Source organism: Streptomyces griseus, assembly GCF_900460065.1.
Taxonomy (GTDB): domain Bacteria; phylum Actinomycetota; class Actinomycetes; order Streptomycetales; family Streptomycetaceae; genus Streptomyces; species Streptomyces griseus.
In genome coordinates this window covers 184,626-209,944 of the sequence record NZ_UAVD01000028.1, presented here as the reverse complement: position 1 = coordinate 209,944, position 25,319 = coordinate 184,626, and the positions used below count along the sequence as shown (strand labels likewise).

Sequence of the window (25,319 nt, the reverse complement as noted above, 5' to 3'; positions counted from 1 at the left end):
CACCGATGGGCCGGCCGGTGCGGGTCACGGGGTGCAGAGGACCACGCTGAGCGAGCTGTACTCACAGACCAGCAGCGAGACCTGGCTGCCCGTGGCGAGCTCGCCGAAGGAGTCCTCGGCCGGGGTGTCCATCGCCTGAAGGTCGAGAAGCGCCATGATGATGTCCTTTCGGGGACGTAGTGGTACTGAACGGTGTGTTGCTACGACCCCTGGTGGGGCCGGTCCGTGGGGCCGCTCGCGCGGCCGGGGCGCGCCGCCGGGGCGGCGGCCAGGAAGGGAAGTCCGGTGGTGCCGCCGAGCGCGGCGCCCAGGGCGAGGAGGGCGCCGGCGGTCCCGGTGGCCAGGTCCATCGACAGGCGCATCAACTGCTCGCCCGGGAAGGCGAGTCCGCCTCCGTGCGGGAGGGCGTGGCTGCCCAGCAGGTCGGTGTGGCGGGCGATGGCGCGCCGTCGGTCGGCCTCGTCGCACAGCGGGGTGGCCGCGAGGTGCAGCAGGAGCCCGGCGGAGCCCCGGAGCAGCCCGGGCTGGACGTAGAAGGCGGAGAGCGCGGCGGGCAGGAGGGCGCGGCCGGCCGCTTCGAGGCCGGAATCCGGGCGGTGGGCCAGGTAGGCGTCGATGACGGCCGCGATGCCGGCGCTGCCCGAACCGAGGTACGGCATGAGCCGCTTGCCCTCGACGACGAGGAGCTCGCCCTCGTCGCCGGGCCGGCAGCGGGCCAGGTCGCGGCGGAGCGCGGTGGCCGCCAGATCGAGGAGGGCGGGGTCCCCGGTGGTCGCGTACCGGCGGACCAGGAGCAGGGCGATGCCGCTCGCGCCGTGCAGCAGCCCGGTGCGGGGCGAGGGCGGTCCGTCGACGAGCGCCCGGACAGCGAGCGCGGTGCAGCGGGCCGCCGCGGCGGACAGCGCGGGAGCGTCGGTGGCGGAGGCGGTGCGGGCCAGGTCGTCGAGGGCGAGGCCGATGCCCGCGTACCCGTTGTGGAGGCCGGGCGCGAGGCCCTCCAGCGGTTGGTCGAGGATGATCCGGAGGAGGTCGGCGGCCTCGGCGGTGCGGCCGATCCGGTGCAGGGTCCAGGCGATGCCGGTGAGCCCGTCGTAGAAGCCGAGGGGGCTGCCGGACGCCGGGTCCTTGGCGTGCCGCAGGAGCCGGTCCTCGGCCTCCTCGCACGGCGGGGCGCCCGTCTCGTGGAGGGCGTAGAGCACGCCGGCGGTCCCGTACGCGAAGGAGTGGCCGCCGGTGGCCGTGGCGAACTGGGCGATGTCCCCGGGGAAGCAGCGGTCCTCGCGCTCCGGCGTGGCGGCGGCGGTGATGGCCCGGACCATGGCGTCACGGCTGCGCGGCCAGTCGCCGGGGTCGGGAAGGTCGGCGGGAGCGGCGGCGCCGGCCCCGGGCCGCCCCGTGTCGCGCAGGATCTCCGCGACCGCGGGCCGCAGCGTCTCCTCGTCGACCGGGAAGACGCGGGCGATGTCCCGGGCGAGGCCGGCGGCCTTGGCGCGGTCGATGCCGAACAGGGTGGTGAGCGGCAGGTACAGGGCGAGCCGGAGACAGGCCAGCGCATAGCGGTCGATGTCGGCGCCGCGCCGGTCGGGCGGGGCGACGAAGGCCGGGTTGGCGACGATCTGGCGGCGGCGTTCGGCGGCCGGGGAGGCCGCCTCGAAGTCGAGCAGGACGATCCGCGCGTTCTCCTCGTCGACCATGACGTTGCTCATGTGCAGGTCGCTGATGACGATGCCCCGGCCGTGCACCGCCTCGACGGCGCGCTCGACCTTTCCGTACAACTCCGCCGCCCAGGCCGCGTGTTCGGCGAGCAGTTCGGGTGACGGATGCTGCCGGGCGAGCGGGAAGCGGCGGGCGAAGACGGTGTTGAGGGTGGTGCCGGGTATGTACTGGAGGACCAGGAAGCGGTGGTCGCCGACCTCGAACGCGTCGCGGACCGCGGGCACGCAGTCCAGCCCCGCCAGCTGCTCCAGGGCGGTCCGTTCGCGCTCCAGCCGGGCCACGGCGTCCGCCCCGTCGGCGGCCAGACCGGCGTGGGGCCGCGCCTCCTTGAGGACGACCTGTTCGCCGGTGCGGGTGTCGCGGCCGAGGTAGACGCCGCCGCCGTTGGAGAAGTGCAGCGCCTTCTCCACGGTGTACGGGAGGTCCGCGAGGCCCACGGCGGCGCGGGCTTCGAGGTGCGGCGTCAGGAAGCCGGGCGGGGTCACCCAGGAGGGGACGCGGAAGGCGGGGCCCCGGTCGTCCGGGACGAGCCGGCCCTGCGGGTCGGCGACGGCGGGCACGGGCCGCCCGTCCGGGCCGGAGCAGAAGCGGGCGGCGAACGCCCCGTACCGGGTGTGCACGGGCCCGTCTCCGCACCGCAGGTCGCTCAGGATGTACGGGCCGTGCTCGCCCTCCAGCAGCGTCATCAGGGCGCCGCACACCTCGGGGAACGCCTCGTCGGACGGCGGGTAGACCGTGATGAACTTCCCGCTGCCGGCCCGGTCCGCGTACTTGGCGTTCCGCAGGGCCAGCAGCCCCGCGCTGGGAACGCACTTGAAGGCCAGCCGGTGTTCGAGACAGTGGGCGACGACCCGCTCCAGCACGGAGACGGCGTTGTCGAGGGCGGCCGAGACGTGGATCTTCCAGCCCTGGGGCGGCAGCCGCAGCCCGTCGGGGCTGTACGAGAGCCAGTCACCGCGCCGGGTGCGCGTCCACCCGGCGGGTACGGCGGCGCGGAGCGGCGCGTAGTACGAGCGCTCCTCGTCGGCGGCTCCGTCCGGTCCGAGGGAGCGGTGGGGTGCGTCGTAGAAGCGGCGGTCCGCCTGACAGTACGCGGCGTACTCCGGATTCACGCACGGTCCCCTCGCTCGGTTCTTTCGCGGCGAGAGAGAAATTGTCATAACGATGAGCGGTGCCCATAGTCACTGTTGTCACGACTCGTACATGCGCGCCAACCATGCGGAGTGCACGCCGTACTGATGGGTATTGGCTTGCCGCCCAGCCCGGGGCGGGTGCGGCCGGGGGGCGCGTGGGGGCGTGCGGGGAGCGCACTCGTCCTCTCCTCAGCCTCCCCGCGCGCCAGGAAGTCCGCCTCGGCCGGCTCCGCGCACCACGCGGTCCGGCTCGGCCCGCACCGCGCACCGCGCACCGGGACGTCGGTGTCGGTCCCGTCCGCACGTCCGGGTCGGTCCCGGCAGCCCGTCGGACGTCCGCGTCAGTCCCCGCAGCCGGCCAGGACGTCCCCCGCCTCCGTGCGGAAATAGAGCACGGAGCGGCCCGCGCGGCGGCGGCGGACCAGTCCCGCGTCCAGCAGGACCCGCAGATGGCGGCCCACCGAGCCCAGCCCCTGGCCGGTCAGCGCAACAAGCTGCGTCGTGCTGAGCGGGGAGGCGAGCAGCAGCAGGACGGCCGCGCGCGCCGGCCCGATCAGCGCCCCCAGGGCGGCGGGCACGGGGCGGCTTCCGGCCTCGGTGAGCGCGCCGGAACACGGGTACACCAGCCCGTACCGGCGGGGGATGTCCCAGCAGACCCAGGACTGGTACGGCGTCACGGGCACGAACAGCAGTTGGGCGACGCCCAGTTCGCGGGGCGGGTGGTCGTGGGTGTTGATCTGGAGCCGGCTGCCGCCCAGCCAGCGGACCCCGGGGCGCATGCCGTTCACCGCTTCGGCCCAGCCGCCCCGGCCCAACTGGGCAGAGCGGGCGACCACATCGGCTTCCAGGAGCCGCCGACGGCGCGGCCAATCGGGCAGCACGGTGTGGGTCCAGACCCACTCCACGGCGTCGGCGGCCCGTTCGGCCAGGTCGTCCCGGTCCAGCGCGGCGGGCAGCGGCCCGCGCCCGGCCGCCTCGGCCAGGTCGGCGCGGGCCCGGCCGGGCGGGGTGGCCCGGACCCGCGCCAGTTCGTCGGCGAAGGAGGGCGGGGCCTGTCCGGGCGGGGCGGGGACCGGCGCGGGGACGAGGAAGTCGGCGATCCATCGAGGTGCGAGGGCGGCGCCGATCACCAGCGCGGAGACCGGATGGCCCGCCTTCCACCGCCGGTACGCGGGCAGCCGGCTCTCCAGCCAGGCGCGCTCACCGGGGTGCGCGGCGGTGGCCCGCTCCAGGACCAGCAGACCGGCGACGGCCTCCGCGAGGGGCGAGACGACGAACCGGCTGTCCGCGAGCGTGTCCGCACCGACCTGCCACCAGCCCACGCCCCACCGCCCGCTCTCCGTCGCCGCCCGGACCCGTCGGCCCCTCCGGCCGCTCTCCGTCGCCCGCCGGACCCGCCGGCCGCTGCTGTCCTCTGTCCTCAGGCCGCTCCGGCCCGTTGTCCCGGCACTGGGCCGAACCGCCGCCCCGCCCGTCCGGGGCTCTCGCAACCGTCCGCGCTTCCGTATCCGTTCCGTCCGGGCTCACGTATCCGCCCGGGCTCCCGCTCCCCTCCGGGCTTTCGCCTTCGTCCGGGCTCCCGCTCCCCTCCGGGCTTTCGCGTCCGCGCGAAACAGTAACGGTCCCGGCGACCGGGTCCGGAGACTCCACCCCATGCGCACCTACCGCGAACTGTTCCGGACCCCGCAGTTCTCCCCCTTCTTCACCGCCGTCTCCGTGCAGACGGCCGCCCAGACCGCGACCGGCCTGGCGCTGGGCACCCTCGTGTACACGCGGACGGGCTCACCCCTGCTCTCCGCCCTGGCGATGTTCGGCCCGTCGCTCGCCCAGGTGGCCGGGGCGCTCACCCTGCTGTCGGCGGCGGACCGGCTGCCGCCGCGCGCCGCGCTGACCGCCCTGGCCCTGTTCTCCGCCGGGGCCGCCTGCGTCCAGGCGGTCCCCGGCCTGCCGCTGTGGGCCGTGTTCGCCGTCCTGCTGGCGGTGGGCGCGGCCTCGTCACCGGGCGGGGGCATACGGTACGGGCTGCTCAACGAGATCGTTCCGCGCGAGGGGTTCCTGCTCGGCCGCTCCGTGCTGAACATGACCGGCGGCGCGATGCAGATCTGCGGGTTCGCGGTGGGCGGGCTGCTGGTGACGGTGTTCTCGGCGCGCGGCACGCTGCTGATCGGGGCCGGTCTCTACGCCGTCGCGGCGGCCGTGACCCGCTTCGGACTGACCGCCCGGCCGCCCCGGGCCACCGGCCGCCCGTCGGTCCGGGAGACGCGGCGGACCAACGCGCTGCTCTGGTCGTCCACGCCCCGCCGCTACGTGTTCCTCGCGCTGTGGGTGCCCAACGGGCTCGTCGTCGGGGCCGAGTCCCTGTACGTCGCGTACGCGCCCGGGCACGCCGGGCTCCTCTTCGCCGGCGGGGCCCTGGGCATGCTGGCCGGGGACGCACTGGTCGGGCGGTTCGTCACGGCCCGGTGGCGGGTGCGGCTCGGGGCCCCGCTCCGGCTGCTGCTCGCCGCGCCCTATCTGATCTTCGCACTGCGCCCGGGGCTGCCCCTCGCGCTGGCGGTGGTCGTCCTGGCGAGCGTGGGCTTCGCCGCGAGTCTGCTGCTCCAGGAGCGGCTGATGGCCCTCACCCCGCAGGAGCTGAGCGGCCAGGCGCTCGGGCTCGGCTCCTCGGGGATGCTCGCGATGCAGGGAGTGGGGGCGGCCGTGGCGGGCGGCATCGCCCAGCTGACCTCCCCCAGCACGGGCATGGCGGCGGTGGCGGGGCTCTCGGTGGCGGTGACGCTGGCGCTGGCGCCGGGGCTGCGTACCCCGGTCGGCGCCGACGGGGGCAGACTGCTCGGAGCGGACGGATCACCGCGAGCGTCCCGCACAGGCCCCGCCCCACACCCCGCACCGGAAGAGACCACATGAGCGACGAGACCAGCCGCAGCCAGAAGGAAGCCATGCTCTCGGGCGAGCTCTACATCGCCGACGACCCCGAACTGGCGGCGGAGGCGCGGCACGCGGCCGTGCTGAGCGAACGCTTCAACGCCACCTCGGCCGCCGACCCCGAGGCCCGGCGCGCCGTCCTCGCCGAGCTCATCGGCGAGCTGGGCGAGGACGTGGAGGTCCGGCCGCCGCTGCGGGTCGACTACGGCTACCAGATCACCCTCGGCCGCGGGACGTTCATCAACTTCGGCGCGGTCCTCCTGGACGTCGCCCGGATCACCGTCGGCGCGGACGTCCAGATGGGCCCGAACGTCCAGCTGCTCACCCCGACCCACCCCATCGACCCCGAGCAGCGCCGCGCCAAGTGGGAGGCCGCGCAGCCGATCACCATCGGTGACAACGTCTGGCTGGGCGGCGGGGTGATCGTCTGCCCCGGAGTGGCCATCGGCGAGAACACCGTGGTCGGGGCGGGAGCCGTCGTCACGAAGGACCTGCCGGCCAACGTGGTGGCGGTCGGCAACCCGGCCCGGGTGATCCGCAGGATCGGCGAGGCGGAGGCGTGACCCGGAACGGCCTTACGCCGCCCGCCAGGCGTCGGTGACGCAACTGACCTCGAAGTGCCACCAGCCCTCGTCCCGGCCCCGGGCGAGCAGTTCCTTCACCCCGCGCAGGTCAGCGCCGCCCGGCACGGTCAGGGCGATCAGCGGGAAGTCGGCGCTGAAGACCTCGCCGGTGAGCCCGTAGGCGGCGAGCCGCTCGTGCACGGCCCCGGCGTCGCGCCCGAGCGGCCCGTCCGGCAACGGCAGCACCCGTACGGTGCAGTTGCCCGAGCCGGCCGCGCGGCCGACGGCCCAGTGGACCCCGTCCGCGTCCGTGCGGAACCGCACGGTCTCGCCCTCGGCGACCCCGTCCTGGAGGAAGGGTGCGTTGTCCACCCGCGCGGTGTCCGGGCCGAGGCGCGTCGCCCACAACCCCTCGGTGTCGTAGGGCGGCCGGCCCTCGCGCGGGGCCGGGCGGAACCAGACCTTGATCCGGTCGGCTGCACGGGGCGGGCGTTCCGGACCGGCGGGGGAACTCATGACCCCATGGTCCCCCGCGTGCGGCGCCCCCGCCTGTCCACCCCGGCGACCGGGCGCGACGTCAGGTTCTGAAGCGGCGACCGCCCGCGGCGCACCCGAACCAGCGATTTCCCACCGCCGAACGCCAGTTGTTGGATTCAGGGGCGTCCCCCGAGGCTCCTGATGCACACCTCTTGACGCGTACAGGCCCACAAGGGAAACATCACCGTAACGAGAGAGCGCTCTCCCAGCACCTCCCCCCATGGCTCTCTCGTCCGTTCGTCGTGCACGCGTACCACGACCCAGGAGACGTACCTCATGCATGCTCCCCCCACCGCACCACGCCCCCGCCGCCGCACCCGGGCCCTCGGATTCGCCGCGCTCGCCGTGGCGATGCTCATGTCCGTACCGACCGCGCAGACCGCCTTCGGCGAGGAGGCCCGGGCCGTGCCGGGCGGCGGCGACCTCGGTCCGAACGTCCATGTCTTCGACCCGTCGACGCCCGACATCCAGGGCAAGGTCGACGCGATCTTCAAGAAGCAGGAGTCCGCGCAGTTCGGACTCGACCGGCACGCGCTGATGTTCAAGCCGGGCACGTACGACGACATCAACGCGCAGATCGGCTTCTACACGCAGATCGCGGGTCTCGGCCTCAACCCGAACGACACCACGTTCAACGGAGACGTGACGGTCGACGCGGGCTGGTTCGACGGCAACGCCACCCAGAACTTCTGGCGTTCGGCGGAGAACCTGACCCTCAACCCGGTCTCCGGCACCAACCGCTGGGCGGTCTCCCAGGCGGCCCCGTTCCGCCGGATGCACGTCAAGGGCGGCCTCAACCTGGCACCCGACGGCTACGGCTGGGCGAGCGGCGGCTACATCGCCGACAGCAAGATCGACGGCGAGGTCGGGCCCTACTCCCAGCAGCAGTGGTACACCCGTGACAGCTCGGTCGGCGGCTGGGTCAACGGTGTCTGGAACATGACGTTCTCGGGCGTCGAGGGCGCACCGGCCAACAGCTTCCCCGAGCCGCCCTACACCACCCTCGACACCACACCCGTCTCGCGCGAGAAGCCCTTCCTCTACCTGGACGGCGCCGACTACAAGGTCTTCGTCCCGGAGAAGCGCGAGAACGCGCGCGGCGTCTCGTGGGCCGACGGTACGCCGGCCGGCGAGTCGATCCCGCTGGAACAGTTCTACGTCGTGAAGGAGGGGGCGGACGCCGCCACCATCAACGCGGCCGTGGAGCAGGGCCTGCACCTGCTGTTCACTCCCGGCGTCTACCACATCGACGAGACGATCACGATCGACCGTGCGGACACCGTGGCCCTCGGCCTCGGGCTGGCCACGATCATCCCGGACAACGGGGTGACCGCGATCAAGGTCGGTGACGTGTCCGGCGTGAAGCTCGCGGGCCTTCTGGTCGACGCGGGTCCGGTGAACTCGAAGACGCTGATCGAGGTCGGCCCCGAGAACGCCTCGGCGGACCACTCGGCGAACCCGACCTCGCTCCAGGACGTGTTCGTGCGGATCGGCGGCGCGGGTCCCGGCAAGGCGACCACGAGCATCGTCGTCAACAGCGACGACACGATCATCGACCACACCTGGGTCTGGCGTGCCGACCACGGTGAGGGCTGGGGCTGGGAGACCAACCGGGCCGACTACGGCGTGCGCGTGAACGGCGACGACGTGCTGGCCACCGGCCTGTTCGTCGAGCACTTCAACAAGTACGACGTGGAGTGGTACGGCGAACGCGGACGCACGATCTTCTTCCAGAACGAGAAGGCCTACGACGCCCCGAACCAGGAGGCGATCCAGAACGGCGACACGAAGGGCTACGCCGCCTACCGCGTCGACGAGTCGGTGGAACAGCACGAGGGCTGGGGCATGGGCAGCTACTGCTACTACAACGTCGACCCGACGATCATCCAGGAACACGGCTTCGAGGCGCCGGTGAAGCCCGGCGTGAAGTTCCACAGCCTGATCGTCGTCTCGCTCGGCGGCAACGGCCAGTACGAGCACGTGATCAACGACGTCGGGTCCCCCACGTCCGGCCCGGACACGATCCCCTCCCAGGTCGTGAACTTCCCGTAGCCGGTTCGGGCGCGGGAGAGATACGGGAGCGGGGCCCGGCCGCTGATGAGCGCCGGGCCCCGCTCCGCCGTCCGCGGGAGGCCGCCTGCGTGTGCGGCGCCACCGCCCCGTGGGCCGGGACCGTGATCGTCGCCGTGCGGTCGTCCGCGACCGTGGTCCCGTCGCCGTCGCCGTCGCCGTTGTTGACGGCGACGAAGCCCTTGCCCCGCTCAGCCCGCGCCCACGCACCCACGCACCCACGCACCCACGCACCCACGCACCCACGCACCCACGCACCCACGCACCCACGCACAACTCCGCCCCCGGCCGGAGGCGTTCCCGGGCGGGGGCGGAGAGTGGCGCGCTGTACGGTCCGGGCGTCAGCCCTGGCCGGTGAGGTCGATGGTGACCGTGCGCTCGGCGGGGGTCTTCCCGGCCAGGGCCGTCTTCATCGCCTGGGCCACGTCGTCCGCACCGACCTGGTGCTCCTTGCCGTCGCCCTTGACCGCCATGATGCCGTCGAAGACGCCGTCGAGGAGCTTGTCGATCGCCTGCTTGTCGTAGACGTCGACCAGCCGGCCGTCCACGGGCTTCATGGACAGGATCTGCGGCAGCGACCGGGCCGGGCCGAACTGGATCTCCTTGGGACCGGCCTTGATGGTGATCAGGCCGGACATCGCGGGCTCGGCGAACTCCTTCATCGCCCGGTCCAGTTCGGCCTGGGTGATGGTGGGCTCGCTGGTGGTGACGGGGAGTTCGACCAGCCGGGCCTGCCCGGTCTGGACCTGGGCGCGGTAGGCGTCCCGGACCGAGATCAGGGACTGGCCGGCGTCCAGCCGCTTGCCCGGCTTGCCCGGCACCGCCACGGCCTTGTTCGGCTCGAAGCGGATCGTGCCGTCGTTGGACGAGCCGGAGACGCCCGCCAGGTCGGTCAGCGCCACGCCGAGCTTCTCCTCGTCGACCGGGATCACCGGGTCGGCGGGACGTTCCCCGCCGAACAGCGAACCGATCACCGAGACGGGGTTGTAGTCGCTGCCCGCCGCCCCGCGCACGGTCTCCTGGCTGTCCAGGGTGAGACCGGCCTTCTCGGGGTCGAGCTTCTCCTCCTTGCCGTCCACCGACAGGGTCATGGGCGTCTTGGCCCGCTCCCCGAGTGCGGCTTCGAGCTTGGTGACCGCCTCCTCCTTCGTCCCGCCGCCGATGTCGACGCCGAGCACCGTGGTGCCCTTGGGGACCTCGGAGTGGTTCAGCAGGAGGCCCGCCCCGTAGGCGATGCCGAGCAGGACGACCGCGGCCACCCCGAGGAGGACCAGCTTGGAACGGCCCTTCTTCGCGGGAGCGGGGGCGGCCTGGGACGCGGGACGCGGGGCCGCCGGGCCCGGAGCGGGAACACCGGGTCCCCCGGCCACCGGGCCGCCGGGGGTTCCGGGGCCGCCCGGGAACGTGACCCGGGGCTCGCTGGGCACCACGGGGATGCCGCTGGTGAGCGTGTCGCCGGAGACGTGGCCGGGCTCGGGCGCCGGGGCCTGCGGCGTGAGGATCGCGGTGTCGTCGGACATCCGGGGCGGTACGCCGCCGGGGGCGCCCGGGACCATCGGGCCGGGGCCGCCGAGGCCCGGGACGCCGTCGAGGTTCGGGGTCAGCGAGGAGCTGCCGGTGGCCGGTCCCGTGGTGGGTCCGGACGGGCCGGGCGGGCGCACGCCGAGGCCCGGGGTGGAACGGGGGCCTCCGCCCGGGGGCTCCGTGCCGTAGCTGTCGAGCGCGCTGCGGCCGGGGCCGCCCGGTCCGCCCGGCTGCGGGGCGTCCGAGAAGTACGGCAGGTCGGGGCGCGAGCGCCCCGCATCGCCGTCGGACCCGCCCGCGCCGGGACCCTGGGCCCCGCCCGGGCCGGCGGGAGCGCCGCCGGGCGCACCGGTGCCCTGAGCGGCCGCTCCCGGCCCGGTGGCCGGGGCCTTGCGCGGGGCGAACCAGTCGCTGCCGCCCTTCTCCCGGGCGGGCTTCTCGCCGGGGGCCGGGTCGGCGGCGGGGCCGCCGTCCCGGGGGCGGTCCGCGGCCGCCGTGCCGTTCGGGCCCGCGGAACGGTCCGCGGGTCCGGGCGCGGGCGGCGGCGTGCCGGGGCGCGGGGTGGCGCCGGTGCGCTCCGCGTCGGAACGGCCGCCGGAGATGTCGCTCTCCGCCATGGGCGTACGCATCACGACCGGCGGGATGGGACGCGACCCGGGGATGTTGATCCGGATCCGCGTCGTCAGCGTCGTCTCGGTCTTCGGTTCCTCGGGCCGGGGCGGAGCCACGGATTCCGGGTTCTCGTCAGAGCCGTCCTGCGACGGGTGGAGCGACGGATACTGGCGGGATCCGTACGGCGGCGTACCCGAGGGGTACGCGGCTCCGCCGCGGCCCTGGGGCCCGGAGGACGAACTGTCAGTTTCACGACTCAAAGCAGGTTCTCCCGATTGGCTCCGCCGCCCGTACTTCCCCCATGCCGCAGGCCAGGGGACGGCTCGGCGCGCGCACCACCATACTGGCCGCCGCCGTCGGACACTCCGCGACCGGGTGAAACCTCCACCCGCGCGTCACACCTGTGGGGGTCTTTCCCGACCCGGACTTGGCACTTCACGTACCGGACCCGCCGCTGCGGATGGCTGGTTGCGGCACTTTGGACGTGGTGGCGCACATCACAGCGACGGCCGTCCCGCCGAGCATGAACAGCACCAGGCCGAGTTCGTCGCCGAAGACGTAGTCGCCCTCCGGCCGCCCGCTCAGCAGGAGGAAGACCGTGATGAACCAGCCCGCCGCCGGGGCGAGCGCGCCGATCTGGGTCCGGGTCAGGATCCGGCCGCCGTAGAAGAGACCCGCGGCGGCCCCCAGCGCGATGATCAACCCGCCCGGGAACCAGGCGGGTTGGATCAGCGCGCCGGCCATCGCGACCAGGACGCCGAGGACGGCGAGGCCCGCGTAGGCGGCGATCCGGACCGGGTTCGGCCGGGCCGCGAAGCCGGTGGGCTCGGGCTCCCTGGGCGGCGCGTTCCGCCGCGGCGCGTGCGAGGATCCGGCGCGGCCACGGCCCTGGCCCGGCTTCCCGCTCATGCCGCGCCTCCCTCGGCGTCCGCGGGGTTCGCCGCGCCTGTGGCGCTCGGCGCGCCCGCGGCGCCCGTCCCGTCCGTCGCGGGCGGCAGGCCCGCGAAGAGGTCGCTCTCGCGCTCCCCCTCGGGCACACCCGGTACGCCGCGCACGAGTTGGTAGCACTCGGTCGTCAGGAGGGGCTGGCCGAGGTCGTTGGAGAGGGCGAAGAACGGGCCGTCCACCGCGATCTGGGTGGCATGGGCGCGCATCGCCGCCGACTTGGCCCCGGCGTACGCCGATCCGTCGATCTCCGCGGTGATGTGCTCCCGGTCGGTCACGCCCGGGACGTCGTCCACGGAGGCGATGCCGGGGAAGGCCCCGGGTGCGGTGGTGCGCAGCCGCTCGAAGCCGGCCTCGGCCGCGGCCCGCTCCACCCGGTTCCAGTAGACCTTCGCGACGGTGTGGGGCGCGTCGGAGCCGTACGCCGGGTCGGCGGCCAGGTCGGCGGCGCGCATCGCGACACGGTGGGCCTGGATGTGGTCGGGGTGGCCGTAGCCGCCGTCCGGATCGTAGGTGACCAGGACCTGGGGGCGGACCTCGCGGATCACCTCGACGAGGTGGGCCGCCGCCTCGTCCACCGAGGTGGACCAGAAGGAGCCGGGGCGGCCGTTCTGCTCGGCGCCCATCATTCCGGAGTCCCGGTAGCGGCCGGCCCCGCCGAGGAAGCGGTGGTCGTCGACGCCGAGCTCCCGCATCGCCGCGGCCAGCTCGCCGACGCGGTGGGGGCCCAGCGCGTCGTCGCGGTCGGCGGTGAGACGGGCGAGCGCGGGCGGGATGACCTCGCCCTCCTCGCCGAGCGTGCACGTCACCAGCGTGACGTGGGCGCCCTCGGCCGCATACCTGGCCATGGTGGCGCCGTTGTTGATCGACTCGTCGTCGGGGTGCGCGTGCACCAGCAGCAGACGGCGGGCGGGGAGGTCCTTCATGGGGACCACCCTACGAGCCCGGAGGCCCCCCGCGCCCCCGCGCCCCCGCGCCCCGCGCTTCCTCGGCCCCCGGGGTCAGAACTTGATGCTGCCGATCATCCCCGCCACGTTGCTCGTCAGATCGGAGATGGTCGGCGCGATGGACGAGCTCGCGATGTAGAACCCGAGCAGCATGCAGACCACCGCGTGTCCCCCCTTCAACCCGGATTTCCGGATCAGCAGGAAGACGATGATCGCCAGCAGCACTACCGCCGAAATCGAGAGCGCCACGGCGGTTCACCTCCATCGGTACGTTCGGACGGTCGGAACGGGGGTACACGAAGTCAGCAGGTTCCTACCCACCGAGCGCTACGGATCATAACTTTCCGTGCCAACGCATTGTTCGGGGCACAGCAGCACGAGGGGCGCACGAACCGCTGCGCGAGGCTAAGTTCGGAGCCATGACCTCGCAGAAGCTGTCCTTTCCCCGCCAGCAAGCACGGACCCAGCGCTTCACTCTCGGCGCACCTCGCGCCTTCACCGTCTCACCGGATGAGACGCGCGTGATCTTCCTCCGGTCGATGTCCGGAACGGACCGCACCACCCGGCTCTGGGTCCTCGACCCGGCGACCGGCGAGGAACGCGTCGCCGCCGACCCCGAAGTCCTGCTGGGCGGTGCGGCGGAGAAGCTCTCGGCGCAGGAGCGGGCCCGGCGCGAGCGCACCCGGGAGGGCTCGTCGGGCATCGTCACCTACGCGGTGGACGCGGCGGCGGAGCTGGCCTCGTTCGCCCTGTCCGGAAAGGTGTACGTGGCCGAACTGCGGGCCGGCACCGCGCGGGCGCTGCCGGTTCCGGGCCCGGTGATCGACCCCCGCCCGTCCCCCGACGGCCGGCACATCGCGTACGTGGCCAAGGGCGCCCTGCGGGTCGTGGGCGCGGGGGGCGAGGGCGACCGGGCGCTGGCCGAGCCGGAGGACTCCCATGTCACCTACGGGCTGGCCGAGTTCATCGCGGCCGAGGAGATGCACCGCTACCGGGGCTTCTGGTGGTCGCCGGAGTCGGACCGGCTGCTGGTCGCGCGGGCCGACGACAGCCCCGTACAGCGGTGGTACATCGCCGATCCCGCGCACCCCGGACGGCCGCCCGCCGAGGTCGCCTACCCGGCGGCGGGCACGCCCAACGCCGAGGTGCGGCTGTTCGTCATGGACCTGGAGGGGGCCCGTACCGAAGTGGTCTGGGACCGGGCCGCGTTCCCGTACCTGGCTCAGGTGCACTGGTCCGCCGCGGGCGCTCCGCTGCTGCTGGTGCAGGCCCGGGACCAGCGCAGCCAGCGGTATCTGGCGGTGGACCCGGAGACCGGTGCGACCCGGATCGTGCATGTCGACGAGGATCCGGTGTGGCTGGATCTCTTCCCCGGGGTGCCCGCGTGGGCGCCCGACGGGCGGCTGGTGCGGATCGTCGACGAGGGCGGCGCGCGGGTGCTGGCGGTCGGCGACCGCCTGCTCACCGGCTCCCAGCTGCACGTCCAGTCGGTGCTGGACATCGGGGAGTCCGACATCCTGGTCTCGGCGGTGGCCGGTGAGGACGCGGTGGAACCGGAGATCGGGCAGATCCATGTGTACCGGGTGAACGAGCTGGGAATCGAGCGGGTTTCCGAAGGGGTGGGCGTGCACTCCGCGGTCCGCTCGGGCGCTCTCACGGTCCTGGTCTCGGCCGTCCCGGAGGAGCCCGGAGCCGCCGCGTGGGTGGTGCGGGACGGCAAGCGGCTGACCCGGATCCCCAGTTCGGCCCAGCAGCCGGTGATCTCCGCCCGCGTGACGCTCACCGAGGGGGGCGCACGGCGGATTCCGTGCGCCGTCCTGCTCCCCTCGGACTACCAGGAGGCGGATGGTCCCCTTCCGGTCCTGATGGATCCGTACGGCGGTCCGCACGGCCGCCGGGTGGTCGCCGCCCACAACGCGCACCTGACCTCGCAGTGGTTCGCGGACCAGGGCTTCGCGGTGGTCGTGGCGGACGGGCGGGGCGCGCCGGGCCGCTCGCCGGGGTGGGAGAAGGCGGTGCGGGACAACCTCGTGATGACGATGGAGGACCAGGTCGAGGCGTTGCACGGGCTGGCCGGGCGGTTCCCGCTCGACCTGTCCCGGGTGGCGATCCGCGGCTGGTCCTTCGGCGGCTATCTGGCGGGGCTCGCGGTGCTGCGGCGGCCCGACGTGTTCCACGCGGCGGTGGTGGGCGCCCCGGTGACGGACCAGCGGCTGTACGACACCCACTACACCGAGCGCTATCTCGGCGACCCGGCGGCGCAGCCCGAGGTGTACGCGTACAACTCGCTGCTCACCGACGACGGTCTCTCCGAGCCCGCGGCCGAGGTCCGGCCCATGATGATCGTGCACGGCCTGGCCGACGACAACGTGGTGGTCGCCCACGCCCTGCGGCTCTCCTCGGCGCTGCTGGCCGCCGGGCGTCCGCACGAGGTGCTGCCGCTGAGCGGGGTGACGCACATGACGCCGCAGGAGCAGGTGGCGGAGAACCTGCTGCTGCTCCAGGTGGACTTCCTCAAGAGGTCGCTGGGGATGACCGGGGCCTGAGCCGCATCCGCCCGGCCGGGCCCGTCGTCCCCGTCACCCGCCCGCCGGCGGGGACGGCGGCCCCTGGGGCGGGGGCCCCTGGGGCGGGGGCCCCTGGGGCGGGGGCCCCTGGGGCGGGGGCCCCTGGGGCGGGGGCCCCTGGGGCGGGGGCCCGAAGCCGCCGTCCCGCGGGGGCCCGAAGCCGGGGGCCGGCGGCTGCTGCCCGGGGGGCGCCTGCGGAGGCGGGTAGCCGGGGGCCACGTGCGGGGGCGGGTGGCCGGGGGGCCGGGCGCCCCACGGCCCGCCGCCGCCCCAGGGGCCGGGGACGCCACCCGCCGGGATCCGCTCGACGTCCTTGCGGGCGAGGACGATGATCACCACGGGTCCGGCGATGAGCGCGGCGACGGAGGTCAGCATGTTCAGCTGCGCTTCCAGGTCCGCGTCGAAGAACCGCTCGTACATCTCGTAGTGGACGACGCGCGCCGTGCCCAGCACGCCGGAGGAGAGCACGAACCCGCCCGCGATCAGACCGAGCGGTCGCGCGTGGGCCGCACCGGTGAGCGCGCCGCCGGCCGCCGCCAGGAACATCAGGACGTGCGTCACCGCGACCCAGCCGGGCGGCCCCTCGGTCAGCGGGAGGGACAGGGGTCCCCCGCCGATGAACCACGCGGGGTAGAGCTCGGACGGGTAGACGAACGGCTGTCTGATCTCCCAGGCGGCGACGATCAGCGCCTGGGAGCCCAGGAGCAGGAAGACGGCCGCACCACCGCGCCGCGGACCGACGGGGCGCACCGCGCCCTCCGGCGCCGGGCGCCGGCCCGCCACCCCCGCGACGACCAGGCCGATCCCGGCCGCCAGGGCGACACAGGTGGTGATCAGGGCCCGGTCGCGGAGGTGCTCCGGCGCGGAGGCGTCGGCCACCGTCCAGACGCCGGGCAGCCGCAGGGCGAGGGTGACCGCGCCGGTGACGACGAGGACCAGGGCGGCGGAGGCGGACCGGAGTGCCGCCACGGCGGCCGCGGCGTAGGCCGCGAGCAGGACGAGGGCGGCCGCCGAGGTGGTCGTCAGCGGCACGTCCCGGAGGTCCCCGGTGCCAGACCAGTGTTCCCAGACCGCCACCGGCCCGTCGGCGGCCCGGATGTCCCGCACCAGCCAGACGATGACGAGCAGTGCCGACACCGCGCACAGAACGGCGCCGGTGATTCTCGCTCCCCGTGTAAGCGTCACCCGGCGATACTCCACCCGCCCGAACGGATGAACAAGCCCGCGCGGGGGACGGAGCGGGCCGCACGGGACGGGCGTCGGGGAACGGGAGCGGCGGGCGTCCGGCCGGAGCGACGAGACGACGCTCCGGCCGGACCACGGCACCCGCACGGCCGTACGCTGTCCAGCATGGAGCGTTCGTATATCGGTGCGGCGACGGTGGAGTTGCCTGCTTGTTAACGCGTCTGACGCGGCCTCATCAGGCTTCGCCGCCGGCGCTCCCCTGCTGTCCGGGGCCCGGCCCGGCGCTCCCCGGCTTGTCCCCGGGCTCCCGCACGGTGCCCCCCGGCTGCTCCCCGGGCTCCCGCTCGGTGCTCCCCCGTTCCGCGGGCCCCGGGACCTCCAGCTCGCCCTCCGGCGGCACCACGCGCTTCTCCTCCGCGAAGTGGCACGCGGAGTCGTGCCGGGCCGGGGTGTCGACGAGCCGGAACTCCGCGGGGACCGCCAGCAGCGGGACCTCCAGTTCGCACCGCTCCCGGGCCTTCCAGCACCGGGTGCGGAAGCGGCAGCCCGAGGGGATGTTGGCGGGCGAGGGGACGTCCCCGTGCAGGATGATCCGTTCCCGGTGGTCGCGGGCCGTCGGGTCCGGCACGGGCACGGCGGAGAGCAGCGCCTGGGTGTACGGGTGGGTCGGGTGGTCGTAGATCTCCGCGTCGGAGCCGATCTCCACGATCCGGCCCAGGTACATCACGCCGACCCGGTCGGAGATGTGCCGGACGATCGAGAGGTCGTGGGCGATGAAGACGAAGCTGAGGCTGAACTCCGCCTGGAGCCGGTCCAGCAGGTTGACGACCTGCGCCTGTACGGAGACGTCGAGCGCGGAGACGGGCTCGTCGGCGACGATGATCTCCGGGTTGAGGGCGAGGCCGCGGGCGATGCCGATGCGCTGGCGCTGCCCCCCGGAGAACTGGTGCGGATAGCGGTTGATGTACTCCGGGTTCAGCCCGACGACGTCCAGCAGGTCCTGCACCTTCTGGCGGCGGCTGCCCTTCGGGGCGACCTCGGGGTGGATCTCGTACGGCTCGCCGATGATGTCGCCGACCGTCATCCGCGGGTTCAGCGAGGTGTACGGGTCCTGGAACACCATCTGGATGTTGCGGCGCACCGCCTTCAGCGCCCGGCCGGACAGCTTCGCGATGTCCTCGCCCTTGTAGCGGATGGCGCCGGCGGTGGGGCGTTCCAGGTGGACGAGCATCTTGGCGACGGTCGACTTGCCGCAGCCCGACTCCCCCACGATGCCCAGCGTCTCGCCCGCGTACAGGTCGAAGTCGACGCCGTCGACGGCCCGGACCGCGCCGATCTGGCGCTTGAAGAGGATGCCCTGGGTCAACGGGTAGTGCTTGGCGAGGTCGCGGACCTGAAGGATCGGATCGCCCTCGGTGTACGGCGTGACGGCGTCCTGCCGGGCCTTGGACAGCAGGGTGGAGCCGGCCGCGCCGCCGGTCCCCGCACTCTCGTCGCGGTCAGCGTGCATCGAGCGTCTCCTTCCAGAAGTGGCAGGCGCTCCGGCGCCGCTCGTCCACCTCGTAGAGCGGCGGCACGTCGCTGCGGCACACGTCCCTCGCCATCGGGCAGCGGGGGTTGAAGGCGCAGCCGGGCGGAATCCGGGTGAGGTTGGGCGGCAGGCCCTTGATCGCGTAGAGCTCCCGGCCCTTCTGGTCCAGGCGCGGGATCGACTGGAGGAGGCCCTTGGTGTACGGGTGGGCGGGGGCCTTGTAGATGTCGTGCACGGGGGCGGTCTCGACGATGCGGCCCGCGTACATGACGGCGATCTTGTCGGCGACGTCGGCGACGACGCCGAGGTCGTGGGTGATCAGGATGAGGCCCGTGTTCAGCTCGCGCTGGAGTTCGGCGAGGAGCTCCATGACCTGGGCCTGGACGGTGACGTCGAGGGCGGTGGTGGGCTCGTCGGCGATGATCAGGGAGGGTTCCAGGGCCATCGCCATGGCGATCATGATGCGCTGGCGCATCCCCCCGGAGAACTGGTGCGGGTACTGGCCGACCCGTTCCTTGGCGGCGGGGATGCGGACCCGGTCCATCAGCTCGACGGCCTTGGTTCTGGCGTCCTTGCGGGACATGCCGCGGTGCACGACGAACATCTCGCCGAGCTGCTGGCCGACGGTGAGGACCGGGTTGAGCGAGGACAGGGCGTCCTGGAAGATCATGGCCATCTCCTGGCCGCGGATCCTGCGCCGCTCCTCCGGCTTGAGCTTCAGCAGGTCCTGGTCCTTGAAGAGGATCTCCCCGCCGGCGATCTTCCCGGGCGGCATGTCGAGGATGCCCATGATCGCCTGGGCGGTGACGGACTTGCCGGAACCGGACTCGCCGAGGACGGCGAGCGTCTCGCCCTCGGCCACCGAGTAGTTGACCCCGTTGACGGCCTTGGCGACGCCTTCGCGGGTGTGGAACTCCACGTGCAGATCGCGCACTTCGAGCAACATGGCAACCGGCTCCTCAGCGCAGCTTGGGGTCGAGGGCGTCGCGTACCGCGTCGCCGAGCATGATGAAGGCGAGCACGGTGATCGCCAGGGCTCCGGCGGGCCAGAGCAACATGTGCGGGGCGTTGCGGATGTAGTTGGAGGCGGCGGAGATGTCGATGCCCCAGGAGACGGCCGGGTCCTTCAGGCCGACCCCGAGGTAGGAGAGGGTCGCCTCCAGCGAGATGTAGGTGCCGAGCGCGATGGTCGCCACGACGATGACCGGGGCGATGGCGTTCGGGGTGATGTGGCGCAGCATCATCCGGGAGTTGGAGGCGCCGAGCGCGCGGGCCGCCTGGACGTAGTCGTTCTGTTTGGCGGTGATGACCGAACCGCGGGCGATGCGGGCGATCTGGGGCCAGCCGAGCAGGACGATGAAGCCGACGACGGGCCAGACGGTGGAGCTGGTGACGACGGAGAGGAAGACCAGGCCGCCGAGGACCACGGGGATGCCGAAGAAGACGTCGGTGAGGCGGGAGAGGATCGAGTCCCACCAGCCGCCGAAGAAGCCGGCGAGGCCGCCGAGCACGCTGCCGAGGATCGCGACGCCGAGGGTGGAGCAGATGCCGACGGTCACCGAGGTGCGGGTGCCGTAGACGACCCGGGTGTAGACGTCCCGGCCCTGCGGGTCGAAGCCGAAGGGGTGGCCGGGCTCGGAGCCCTTCTGGGCGTCGTCCAGGTTGGCCTGGAGGGGGTCGCCGCTCGCGATGAGCGAGGGCCAGATCGAGATGATCACCAGGAAGAGGATGACCAGCGAGGAGATGATGAAGACCGGGTTGCGCCGCAGGTCGCGCCAGGCGTCCGACCAGAGGCTGCGGGGCTTCCCGGCGGGTCCGGCGCCGTCGGGGCCGCCCGGGTTCTTCTCCAGGCTGGTGCCCTCCTCCAGGGCCAGGTCCATGGGGCCGCCGGCGCCCGCCGGGGAGATCGCTTCGTCCGGGGTCTGCGGCTCAGGCATAGCGGATCCTCGGGTCGAGTACGGCGTACAGGAGGTCGACGATCAGGTTGGCGGCCAGGAAGACGAGGACGAGGATGGTGACGAACCCGACGACGGTCTGGGAGTTCTGGCGCAGGATGCCCTGGTAGAGCTGGTAGCCGACGCCGTGGATGTTGAAGATCCGCTCGGTGACGATGGCCCCGCCCATCAGGGCCCCCACGTCGGTGCCGATGAAGGTGACGACGGGGATCAGCGAGTTGCGCAGCAGGTGCCGGACCACGACCCGGCGGCGGGGCAGGCCCTTGGCGACGGCGGTGCGTACGTAGTCGGCGCGGGCGTTCTCGGCGATCGAGGTCCGGGTGAGCCGGGTGACGTAGGCGAGCGAGACCGAGGCGAGGACCAGTCCGGGGACGAGCAGTTCGTCGAAGGTGGGGTCCGGGGAGACCGAGGGCTTGATGATGCCCCACTTGACGCCCAGGAGGAGCTGGAGCAGCAGGCCGGTGACGAAGGTCGGGATGGCGATGACGACCAGCGTCAGGATGAGGACGGTGGTGTCGACGGGACGGCCGCGCCGCAGCCCGGTGACGACGCCGAGGCTGATGCCGATGACGACCTCGAAGACGACCGCGACGACGGTGAGCCGGATCGTGATGGGGAAGGCGGTGGCCATCAGCTCGGTGACCTTCTGCCCGTTGAAGGCGGTGCCGAAGTCGCCGGTGAACACGTTGCCCATGTAGGTGAGGTATTGCTGCCAGACCGGCTTGTCGAGGCCGAACTCGGCGCGCAGCTGGGCGGCGGTGGCCGGGTCGCACTGGCGGTCGCCGCAGAGGCCCGCGATGGGGTCGCCCATCACGTTCACCATGAGGAAGATCAACAGCGTGGTGCCGAAGAAGACCGGGATCATCTGCAGCAGCCGCCGGATCACATAACGTCCCATGAGGGGCTCCGGGGGTCGGGGGGCGCCTGGTCGGTCAGGCCGGATCGGGGAGCGGGGTCCGGGGCCGCGGGTTCGCGGTGCGGGCCCCGCGAGCCCGGCGTGACCGGGAGGGCGCCCCCTGGGGCGAGCGGTTCCTGGCGGGCGGTACGGGTGCGCGGACGGCCGGGGCGCTGTGTCGGGCGTCCCGGCCGTCCGCGTCGCTCAGCGCGTCACTTGACGGTGATCTCTTCGTAGACCGGGACGCTGAAGGGGTTCAGTTCCACGTTGTCGACCCGGTCCGAGTAGCCGGCGCTGCCGTTCTGGTACCAGAGCGGGATGACCGGCATCTCGGTGACGAGGATCTTCTCCGCGTCCTGGAAGGTGGTGACGGCCTTCGCCTTGTCGCTCTCCGCGTTGGCCTTGTCGACCAGGTCGTCGAACTGCTGGTTGCTCCACTTGCCGTCGTTGGACGGGGCGTTGGTGTAGTAGAGCGGCTGGAGGAAGTTCTGGATCAGGGGGTAGTCCATCTGCCAGCCGGCCCGCCAGGCGCCGGTGAGCTTCTGGGTGGAGACCTGGGCGCGGAAGTCGGCGAAGGTGCCGACGGGGCCGCCGACGCAGGCCTTGTTGTTGCCCATGACGTTGTTGATGCTGTTGCAGACGGCGTCGACCCACTCCTTGTGGGAGCCGGTGTCCGCGTTGTACGAGATCTTCAGCTGGCCGCCGGGGATGCCGCCGCCCTCGTCGATCAGCTTCTTGGCCGCGGCCTTGTCGTACGTGCACTCCTTGCCGCAGAGGCCCTTCTTGAAGCCGCCGTCGTCGCCGAGGACCGGGGAGGTCCAGTCGGAGGCGGGGGTGCGGGTCTTCTGGAAGATCTGGTCGGTGATCTGCGGCCGGTTGATCGCCATGGAGAGGCCCTGGCGGACCTTGCGGGCGTCGTCGGTGTCCCATTCCTTGTCGTAGAAGGGGAAGGCCAGGGTCTGGATGATGCCGGCGGGGGTGTTGATGTACCGATTGCCGAGGTCCGCCTCGACGTTGCGGAGCTGGGAGGCGGGCACGTCGTCGACGAGGTCGAGGTTGCCCGACGTCAGGTCGGTGTAGGCGGTGTTGTTGTCGGTGAAGACCTTGAGGTCGACGCCGCCGTTCTTCGCCTTGTCGTCGCCGGGGTAGTCGTCCCACTTGCGCAGGTTCATCGAGGAGCCCTTGGCGTACGACTCGATGGTGTACGGGCCGTTCCCGACGGGCTTGGAGAGCCAGGCGTCGTGGTCGTCGTAGAAGGCCTTGGGCAGGGGGACGAAGGCGGAGTAGCCGAGGGTGTCGGGCCACAGCGAGAACTTCTGGGTGAGCTTGGCGGTGAAGGTCAGGTCGTCGACGACCTTCAGGCCCGACATGGTCTCCGCGGAAGCGGAGCCGGACTCCGGGTGGACCTTGTCGTAGCCCTCGATGTACTGGAAGAAGTAGGCGTTCTTCTGGTTGTTCTTCAGCGCGGCGCCGTAGTTCCAGGCGTCGACGAACGACTTGGCGGTGACCTTCTCGCCGTTGGAGAACGTCCAGCCGTCCTTGAGCTTGATCGTGAAGTTCTGGGAGTCCGTCGAGTCGATGGACTCGGCGATCATGTTCTTGGCCTCGCCGGTCTTCGGGTCGTAGCGGATCAGTCCGCGGAAGACCATGTCGAGGACCTTGCCGCCCTGGACCTCGTTGGTGTTGGCGGGTTCCAGCGGGTTCTGCGGGTCTCCCCAGGAGGAGCTGACGATGCCGTCGGCGCCGCCGCTGCCGCCGTCGTCACCCCCACCGCCGCCGCAGGCCGTCGCCGCCAGGGCGACGGCCACCGCACATGCGGCCCACCTGACCTGTGTGGCTCCGCGCATGAAGTGCCTCCTAGAGAGTCATCGAGTAGCTCAATGCCTCATATCACCTCATAACGCCATGCATCGCATGCGGGCTTACCCCGTACGGGCGGGGGCGGGGGCGGACGCGACGATGCCCGGCCCCCACCGGGGACCGGGCATCTGCCGTTCGGGATCGAGAAGCGACTACGCCGCGTGCACGACGTCGCGCTCCTCGGCGAAGTGGCACGCCGACTCGTGCGTGGCGGGCGTGCTGCCCGCGACGAAGCGCTCGGGGATCGCCAGCAGGGGCTCCTCCGTCGCGCAGCGCTCCTCCGCCTTCCAGCACCGGGTGCGGAAGCGGCAGCCGGAGGGCGGGTTCGCCGGTGACGGAACGTCACCGGTCAGGATGATCCGGTCGCGTCCCTCACGGGCCGACGGGTCGGGGACCGGGACCGCCGACAGCAGCGCCTGGGTGTAGGGGTGCGTCGGGTGGTCGTAGATCTGCGTGTCCGTGCCGATCTCGGCCATCTTGCCGAGGTACATGACGCCGACGCGGTCGGAGATGTGCCGGACGATGGACAGGTCGTGCGCGATGAAGACGTAGGACAGGTTGAACTCGTCCTGGAGCTTCTCCATCAGGTTGATGACCTGGGCCTGCACCGACACGTCGAGCGCGGAGACCGGCTCGTCGCAGATGATGATCTCCGGGTTGAGCGCCAGGCCGCGGGCGATGCCGATGCGCTGGCGCTGACCGCCGGAGAACTGGTGCGGGTACCGGTTGATGTACTCCGGGTTCAGCCCGACGACGTCCAGGAGGTCCTGGACGCGGCGGCGCCGGTCGCCCTTCGGGGCCACCTCGGGGTGGATCTCGAAGGTCTCCCCGATGATGTCGCCGACCGTCATGCGCGGGTTCAGCGAGGTGTACGGGTCCTGGAACACCATCTGGATGTTGCGGCGCACGGCCTTCAGCGCGCGGCCGGACAGCTTGGTGATGTCCTGGCCCTTGTAGAAGACCTCGCCGGCGGTGGCCCGCTCCAGCGTCATCAGGAGCTTGGCGACCGTGGACTTGCCGCAGCCGGACTCGCCCACGATGCCGAGGGTCTCACCGGCGTACAGGTCGAAGGAGATGCCGTCGACGGCCTTGACCGCGCCGATCTGCTTCTTGAAGAGGATGCCCTGGGTCAGCGGGAAGTGCTTGACGAGGTTCCGCACCTGGAGGATCGGCTCGCCCTGGCTGACGGGCGCGTCGATGGCGGCCACGGCCTCCGCCTCGGTCGCGACGTCCACGGTCTCCACGGCGGAGACGTTCGGGGTGGCGTCCACGGGCTCCTTCTTGAGCTCAGCCATGGATCGTCTCCTTCCAGAAGTGGCACGCGCTGCCGCGGCCGACGAGCTCCAGACCGTCCTGCTCGGTCACCGGGACGAGCGGCGGGACGTCGGTGCGGCAGATGTCCTGTGCCTTGGGGCAGCGCGGGCTGAAGGCACAGCCCGCGGGGATACGCGTCAGGTTGGGCGGCAGGCCCTTGATCGCGTAGAGCTCCTGGCCCTTCTGGTCCAGGCGCGGGATCGATTCCAGCAGACCCTTGGTGTACGGGTGCGCCGGACGGCTGTACAGCTCGTCGACCGGGGCCGTCTCCACGATCCGGCCCGCGTACATCACGGCGATCTTGTCCGCGACGTCGGCGACGACGCCGAGGTCGTGGGTGATCAGGATGAGCCCCATGTTGTACTCGCGCTGGAGCTCGGCCAGCAGGTCCATGACCTGGGCCTGCACCGTCACGTCGAGCGCGGTGGTCGGCTCGTCCGCGATGATCAGGTCCGGCTCCAGGGCCAGCGCCATGGCGATCATGATGCGCTGGCGCATACCGCCGGAGAACTGGTGCGGGAAGTCCGAGATACGGGCCGCCGCCGCCGGGATCTTGACCTGGTCCATCAGCTCGATGGACTTGGCCTTGGCCTCCTTCTTGGAGAGGCCCTGGTGCACCCGGAACATCTCGCCGAGCTGGTAGCCCACCGAGAGGACCGGGTTCAGCGAGGACAGCGCGTCCTGGAAGATCATCGCGATCTTCCGGCCGCGGATCTTCCGGCGCTCCTCGTTGGACATCTTCAGCATGTCCTGGCCGCGGAAGAGGATCTCGCCCTGCGTGATCTTCCCCGGCGGCATGTCGAGGATGCCCATGATGGTCTGCGCGGTCACGGACTTGCCGGAGCCGGACTCGCCGAGCACCGCGAGCGTCTCGCCGGCGCTGACGGTGTAGTTCACACCGTTGACCGCCTTGGCCACACCGTCGCGGGTGTGGAACTCCACGTGCAGGTCACGGACGTCGAGCAGTGGACCGTCGCCACTCACGGACTCCCGCGGTGCGGGGACGTGAGCCGTCTTGTCGATGGTGGTCACGAACGCCT

General features: G+C 72.5%; 20 protein-coding genes. 4 read left to right on the top strand and 16 right to left on the bottom strand.

Annotated features, from left to right (window positions below; genetic code table 11):
* Positions 1 to 24: 24 nt before the first annotated feature.
* The 3 genes from DTB53_RS18700 to DTB53_RS18690 all read right to left on the bottom strand — a co-directional run bounded on the left by DTB53_RS18700 (position 25) and on the right by DTB53_RS18690 (position 4,171).
* Positions 25 to 156: a SapB/AmfS family lanthipeptide gene (locus tag DTB53_RS18700; RefSeq protein ID WP_003966507.1), complete on the bottom strand. Its 132-nt coding sequence runs from the start codon at positions 154 to 156 to the stop codon at positions 25 to 27.
* 44 nt (positions 157 to 200) lie between these two features.
* A complete protein-coding gene (lanKC, locus tag DTB53_RS18695) occupies positions 201 to 2,828 on the bottom strand; it encodes a class III lanthionine synthetase LanKC (RefSeq protein ID WP_012379165.1) in 2,628 nt (875 codons plus the stop codon).
* A 362-nt stretch (positions 2,829 to 3,190) separates the two neighbouring features.
* The gene (locus tag DTB53_RS18690; protein ID WP_012379166.1) at positions 3,191 to 4,171 is read right to left on the bottom strand and encodes a winged helix-turn-helix domain-containing protein; all 981 of its coding nucleotides are present in this window, start codon (positions 4,169 to 4,171) and stop codon (positions 3,191 to 3,193) included.
* A gap of 331 nt (positions 4,172 to 4,502) precedes the next feature.
* Here DTB53_RS18690 and DTB53_RS18685 point away from each other — a divergent pair, with 331 nt between their 5' ends.
* Positions 4,503 to 5,756, top strand: coding sequence for an MFS transporter (locus DTB53_RS18685; protein ID WP_012379167.1), 1,254 nt, complete (start codon positions 4,503 to 4,505; stop codon positions 5,754 to 5,756).
* Positions 5,753 to 6,337 (top strand): sugar O-acetyltransferase, encoded by a 585-nt coding sequence (locus tag DTB53_RS18680; RefSeq protein ID WP_012379168.1) that lies wholly within the window; start codon positions 5,753 to 5,755, stop codon positions 6,335 to 6,337. The genes DTB53_RS18685 and DTB53_RS18680 overlap by 4 nt, the downstream gene beginning before the upstream one ends.
* A 12-nt stretch (positions 6,338 to 6,349) precedes the next feature.
* On the opposite strand, the gene DTB53_RS18675 is transcribed toward DTB53_RS18680, so the two are convergent.
* Positions 6,350 to 6,853, bottom strand: a complete 504-nt coding sequence (locus DTB53_RS18675) for a DUF4265 domain-containing protein (RefSeq protein ID WP_012379169.1) — start codon at positions 6,851 to 6,853, stop codon at positions 6,350 to 6,352.
* 297 nt (positions 6,854 to 7,150) lie between these two features.
* Here DTB53_RS18675 and DTB53_RS18670 point away from each other — a divergent pair, with 297 nt between their 5' ends.
* Positions 7,151 to 8,926: a pectate lyase-like domain-containing protein gene (locus DTB53_RS18670; protein WP_012379170.1), complete on the top strand. Its 1,776-nt coding sequence runs from the start codon at positions 7,151 to 7,153 to the stop codon at positions 8,924 to 8,926.
* 359 nt (positions 8,927 to 9,285) lie between these two features.
* Here DTB53_RS18670 and DTB53_RS18660 read toward each other — a convergent pair whose 3' ends face one another.
* From DTB53_RS18660 to DTB53_RS18640, 4 genes are all read right to left on the bottom strand, one after another.
* A complete protein-coding gene (locus tag DTB53_RS18660; RefSeq protein WP_012379171.1) occupies positions 9,286 to 11,340 on the bottom strand; it encodes a hypothetical protein in 2,055 nt (684 codons plus the stop codon).
* A gap of 175 nt (positions 11,341 to 11,515) precedes the next feature.
* Positions 11,516 to 11,989 (bottom strand): DUF6113 family protein, encoded by a 474-nt coding sequence (locus tag DTB53_RS18650; RefSeq protein WP_012379172.1) that lies wholly within the window; start codon positions 11,987 to 11,989, stop codon positions 11,516 to 11,518.
* Positions 11,986 to 12,951 carry an N-acetyl-1-D-myo-inositol-2-amino-2-deoxy-alpha-D-glucopyranoside deacetylase gene (mshB, locus tag DTB53_RS18645; protein ID WP_012379173.1) on the bottom strand — a complete coding sequence of 322 codons (966 nt, stop codon included), beginning with the start codon at positions 12,949 to 12,951 and terminating at the stop codon, positions 11,986 to 11,988. The genes DTB53_RS18650 and mshB overlap by 4 nt, the downstream gene beginning before the upstream one ends.
* A 75-nt stretch (positions 12,952 to 13,026) precedes the next feature.
* Entirely contained in the window at positions 13,027 to 13,221 is a 195-nt protein-coding gene (locus tag DTB53_RS18640; protein WP_003966517.1) for a hypothetical protein, read from the bottom strand.
* A 170-nt stretch (positions 13,222 to 13,391) separates the two neighbouring features.
* Between DTB53_RS18640 and DTB53_RS18635 the strand changes: the two genes are divergently transcribed.
* Positions 13,392 to 15,518, top strand: a complete 2,127-nt coding sequence (locus DTB53_RS18635) for a prolyl oligopeptidase family serine peptidase (RefSeq protein ID WP_012379174.1) — start codon at positions 13,392 to 13,394, stop codon at positions 15,516 to 15,518.
* Between the two features lie 33 nt (positions 15,519 to 15,551).
* Here DTB53_RS18635 and DTB53_RS36870 read toward each other — a convergent pair whose 3' ends face one another.
* The 8 genes from DTB53_RS36870 to DTB53_RS18595 form a co-directional block, all read right to left on the bottom strand.
* Positions 15,552 to 16,724 (bottom strand): hypothetical protein, encoded by a 1,173-nt coding sequence (locus DTB53_RS36870; protein WP_160167428.1) that lies wholly within the window; start codon positions 16,722 to 16,724, stop codon positions 15,552 to 15,554.
* 235 nt (positions 16,725 to 16,959) lie between these two features.
* The gene (locus tag DTB53_RS18625; protein WP_012379176.1) at positions 16,960 to 18,234 is read right to left on the bottom strand and encodes an ABC transporter ATP-binding protein; all 1,275 of its coding nucleotides are present in this window, start codon (positions 18,232 to 18,234) and stop codon (positions 16,960 to 16,962) included.
* Entirely contained in the window at positions 18,224 to 19,201 is a 978-nt protein-coding gene (locus DTB53_RS18620; protein WP_003966521.1) for an ABC transporter ATP-binding protein, read from the bottom strand. Before DTB53_RS18620 ends, DTB53_RS18625 begins: the two co-directional genes overlap by 11 nt.
* Positions 19,202 to 19,214: 13 nt before the next feature.
* Positions 19,215 to 20,192: an ABC transporter permease gene (locus tag DTB53_RS18615; RefSeq protein ID WP_003966522.1), complete on the bottom strand. Its 978-nt coding sequence runs from the start codon at positions 20,190 to 20,192 to the stop codon at positions 19,215 to 19,217.
* On the bottom strand, positions 20,185 to 21,108 hold the full coding sequence (locus DTB53_RS18610; RefSeq protein WP_003966523.1) for an ABC transporter permease: 924 nt from the start codon (positions 21,106 to 21,108) through the stop codon (positions 20,185 to 20,187). The genes DTB53_RS18615 and DTB53_RS18610 overlap by 8 nt, the downstream gene beginning before the upstream one ends.
* Positions 21,109 to 21,317: 209 nt before the next feature.
* Positions 21,318 to 22,952, bottom strand: coding sequence for a peptide ABC transporter substrate-binding protein (locus DTB53_RS18605; RefSeq protein WP_012379178.1), 1,635 nt, complete (start codon positions 22,950 to 22,952; stop codon positions 21,318 to 21,320).
* Positions 22,953 to 23,117: 165 nt separating this feature from the next.
* On the bottom strand, positions 23,118 to 24,260 hold the full coding sequence (locus tag DTB53_RS18600) for an ABC transporter ATP-binding protein (protein WP_042496201.1): 1,143 nt from the start codon (positions 24,258 to 24,260) through the stop codon (positions 23,118 to 23,120).
* Entirely contained in the window at positions 24,253 to 25,311 is a 1,059-nt protein-coding gene (locus DTB53_RS18595; RefSeq protein WP_003966526.1) for an ABC transporter ATP-binding protein, read from the bottom strand. Before DTB53_RS18595 ends, DTB53_RS18600 begins: the two co-directional genes overlap by 8 nt.
* Positions 25,312 to 25,319 lie beyond the last annotated feature (8 nt).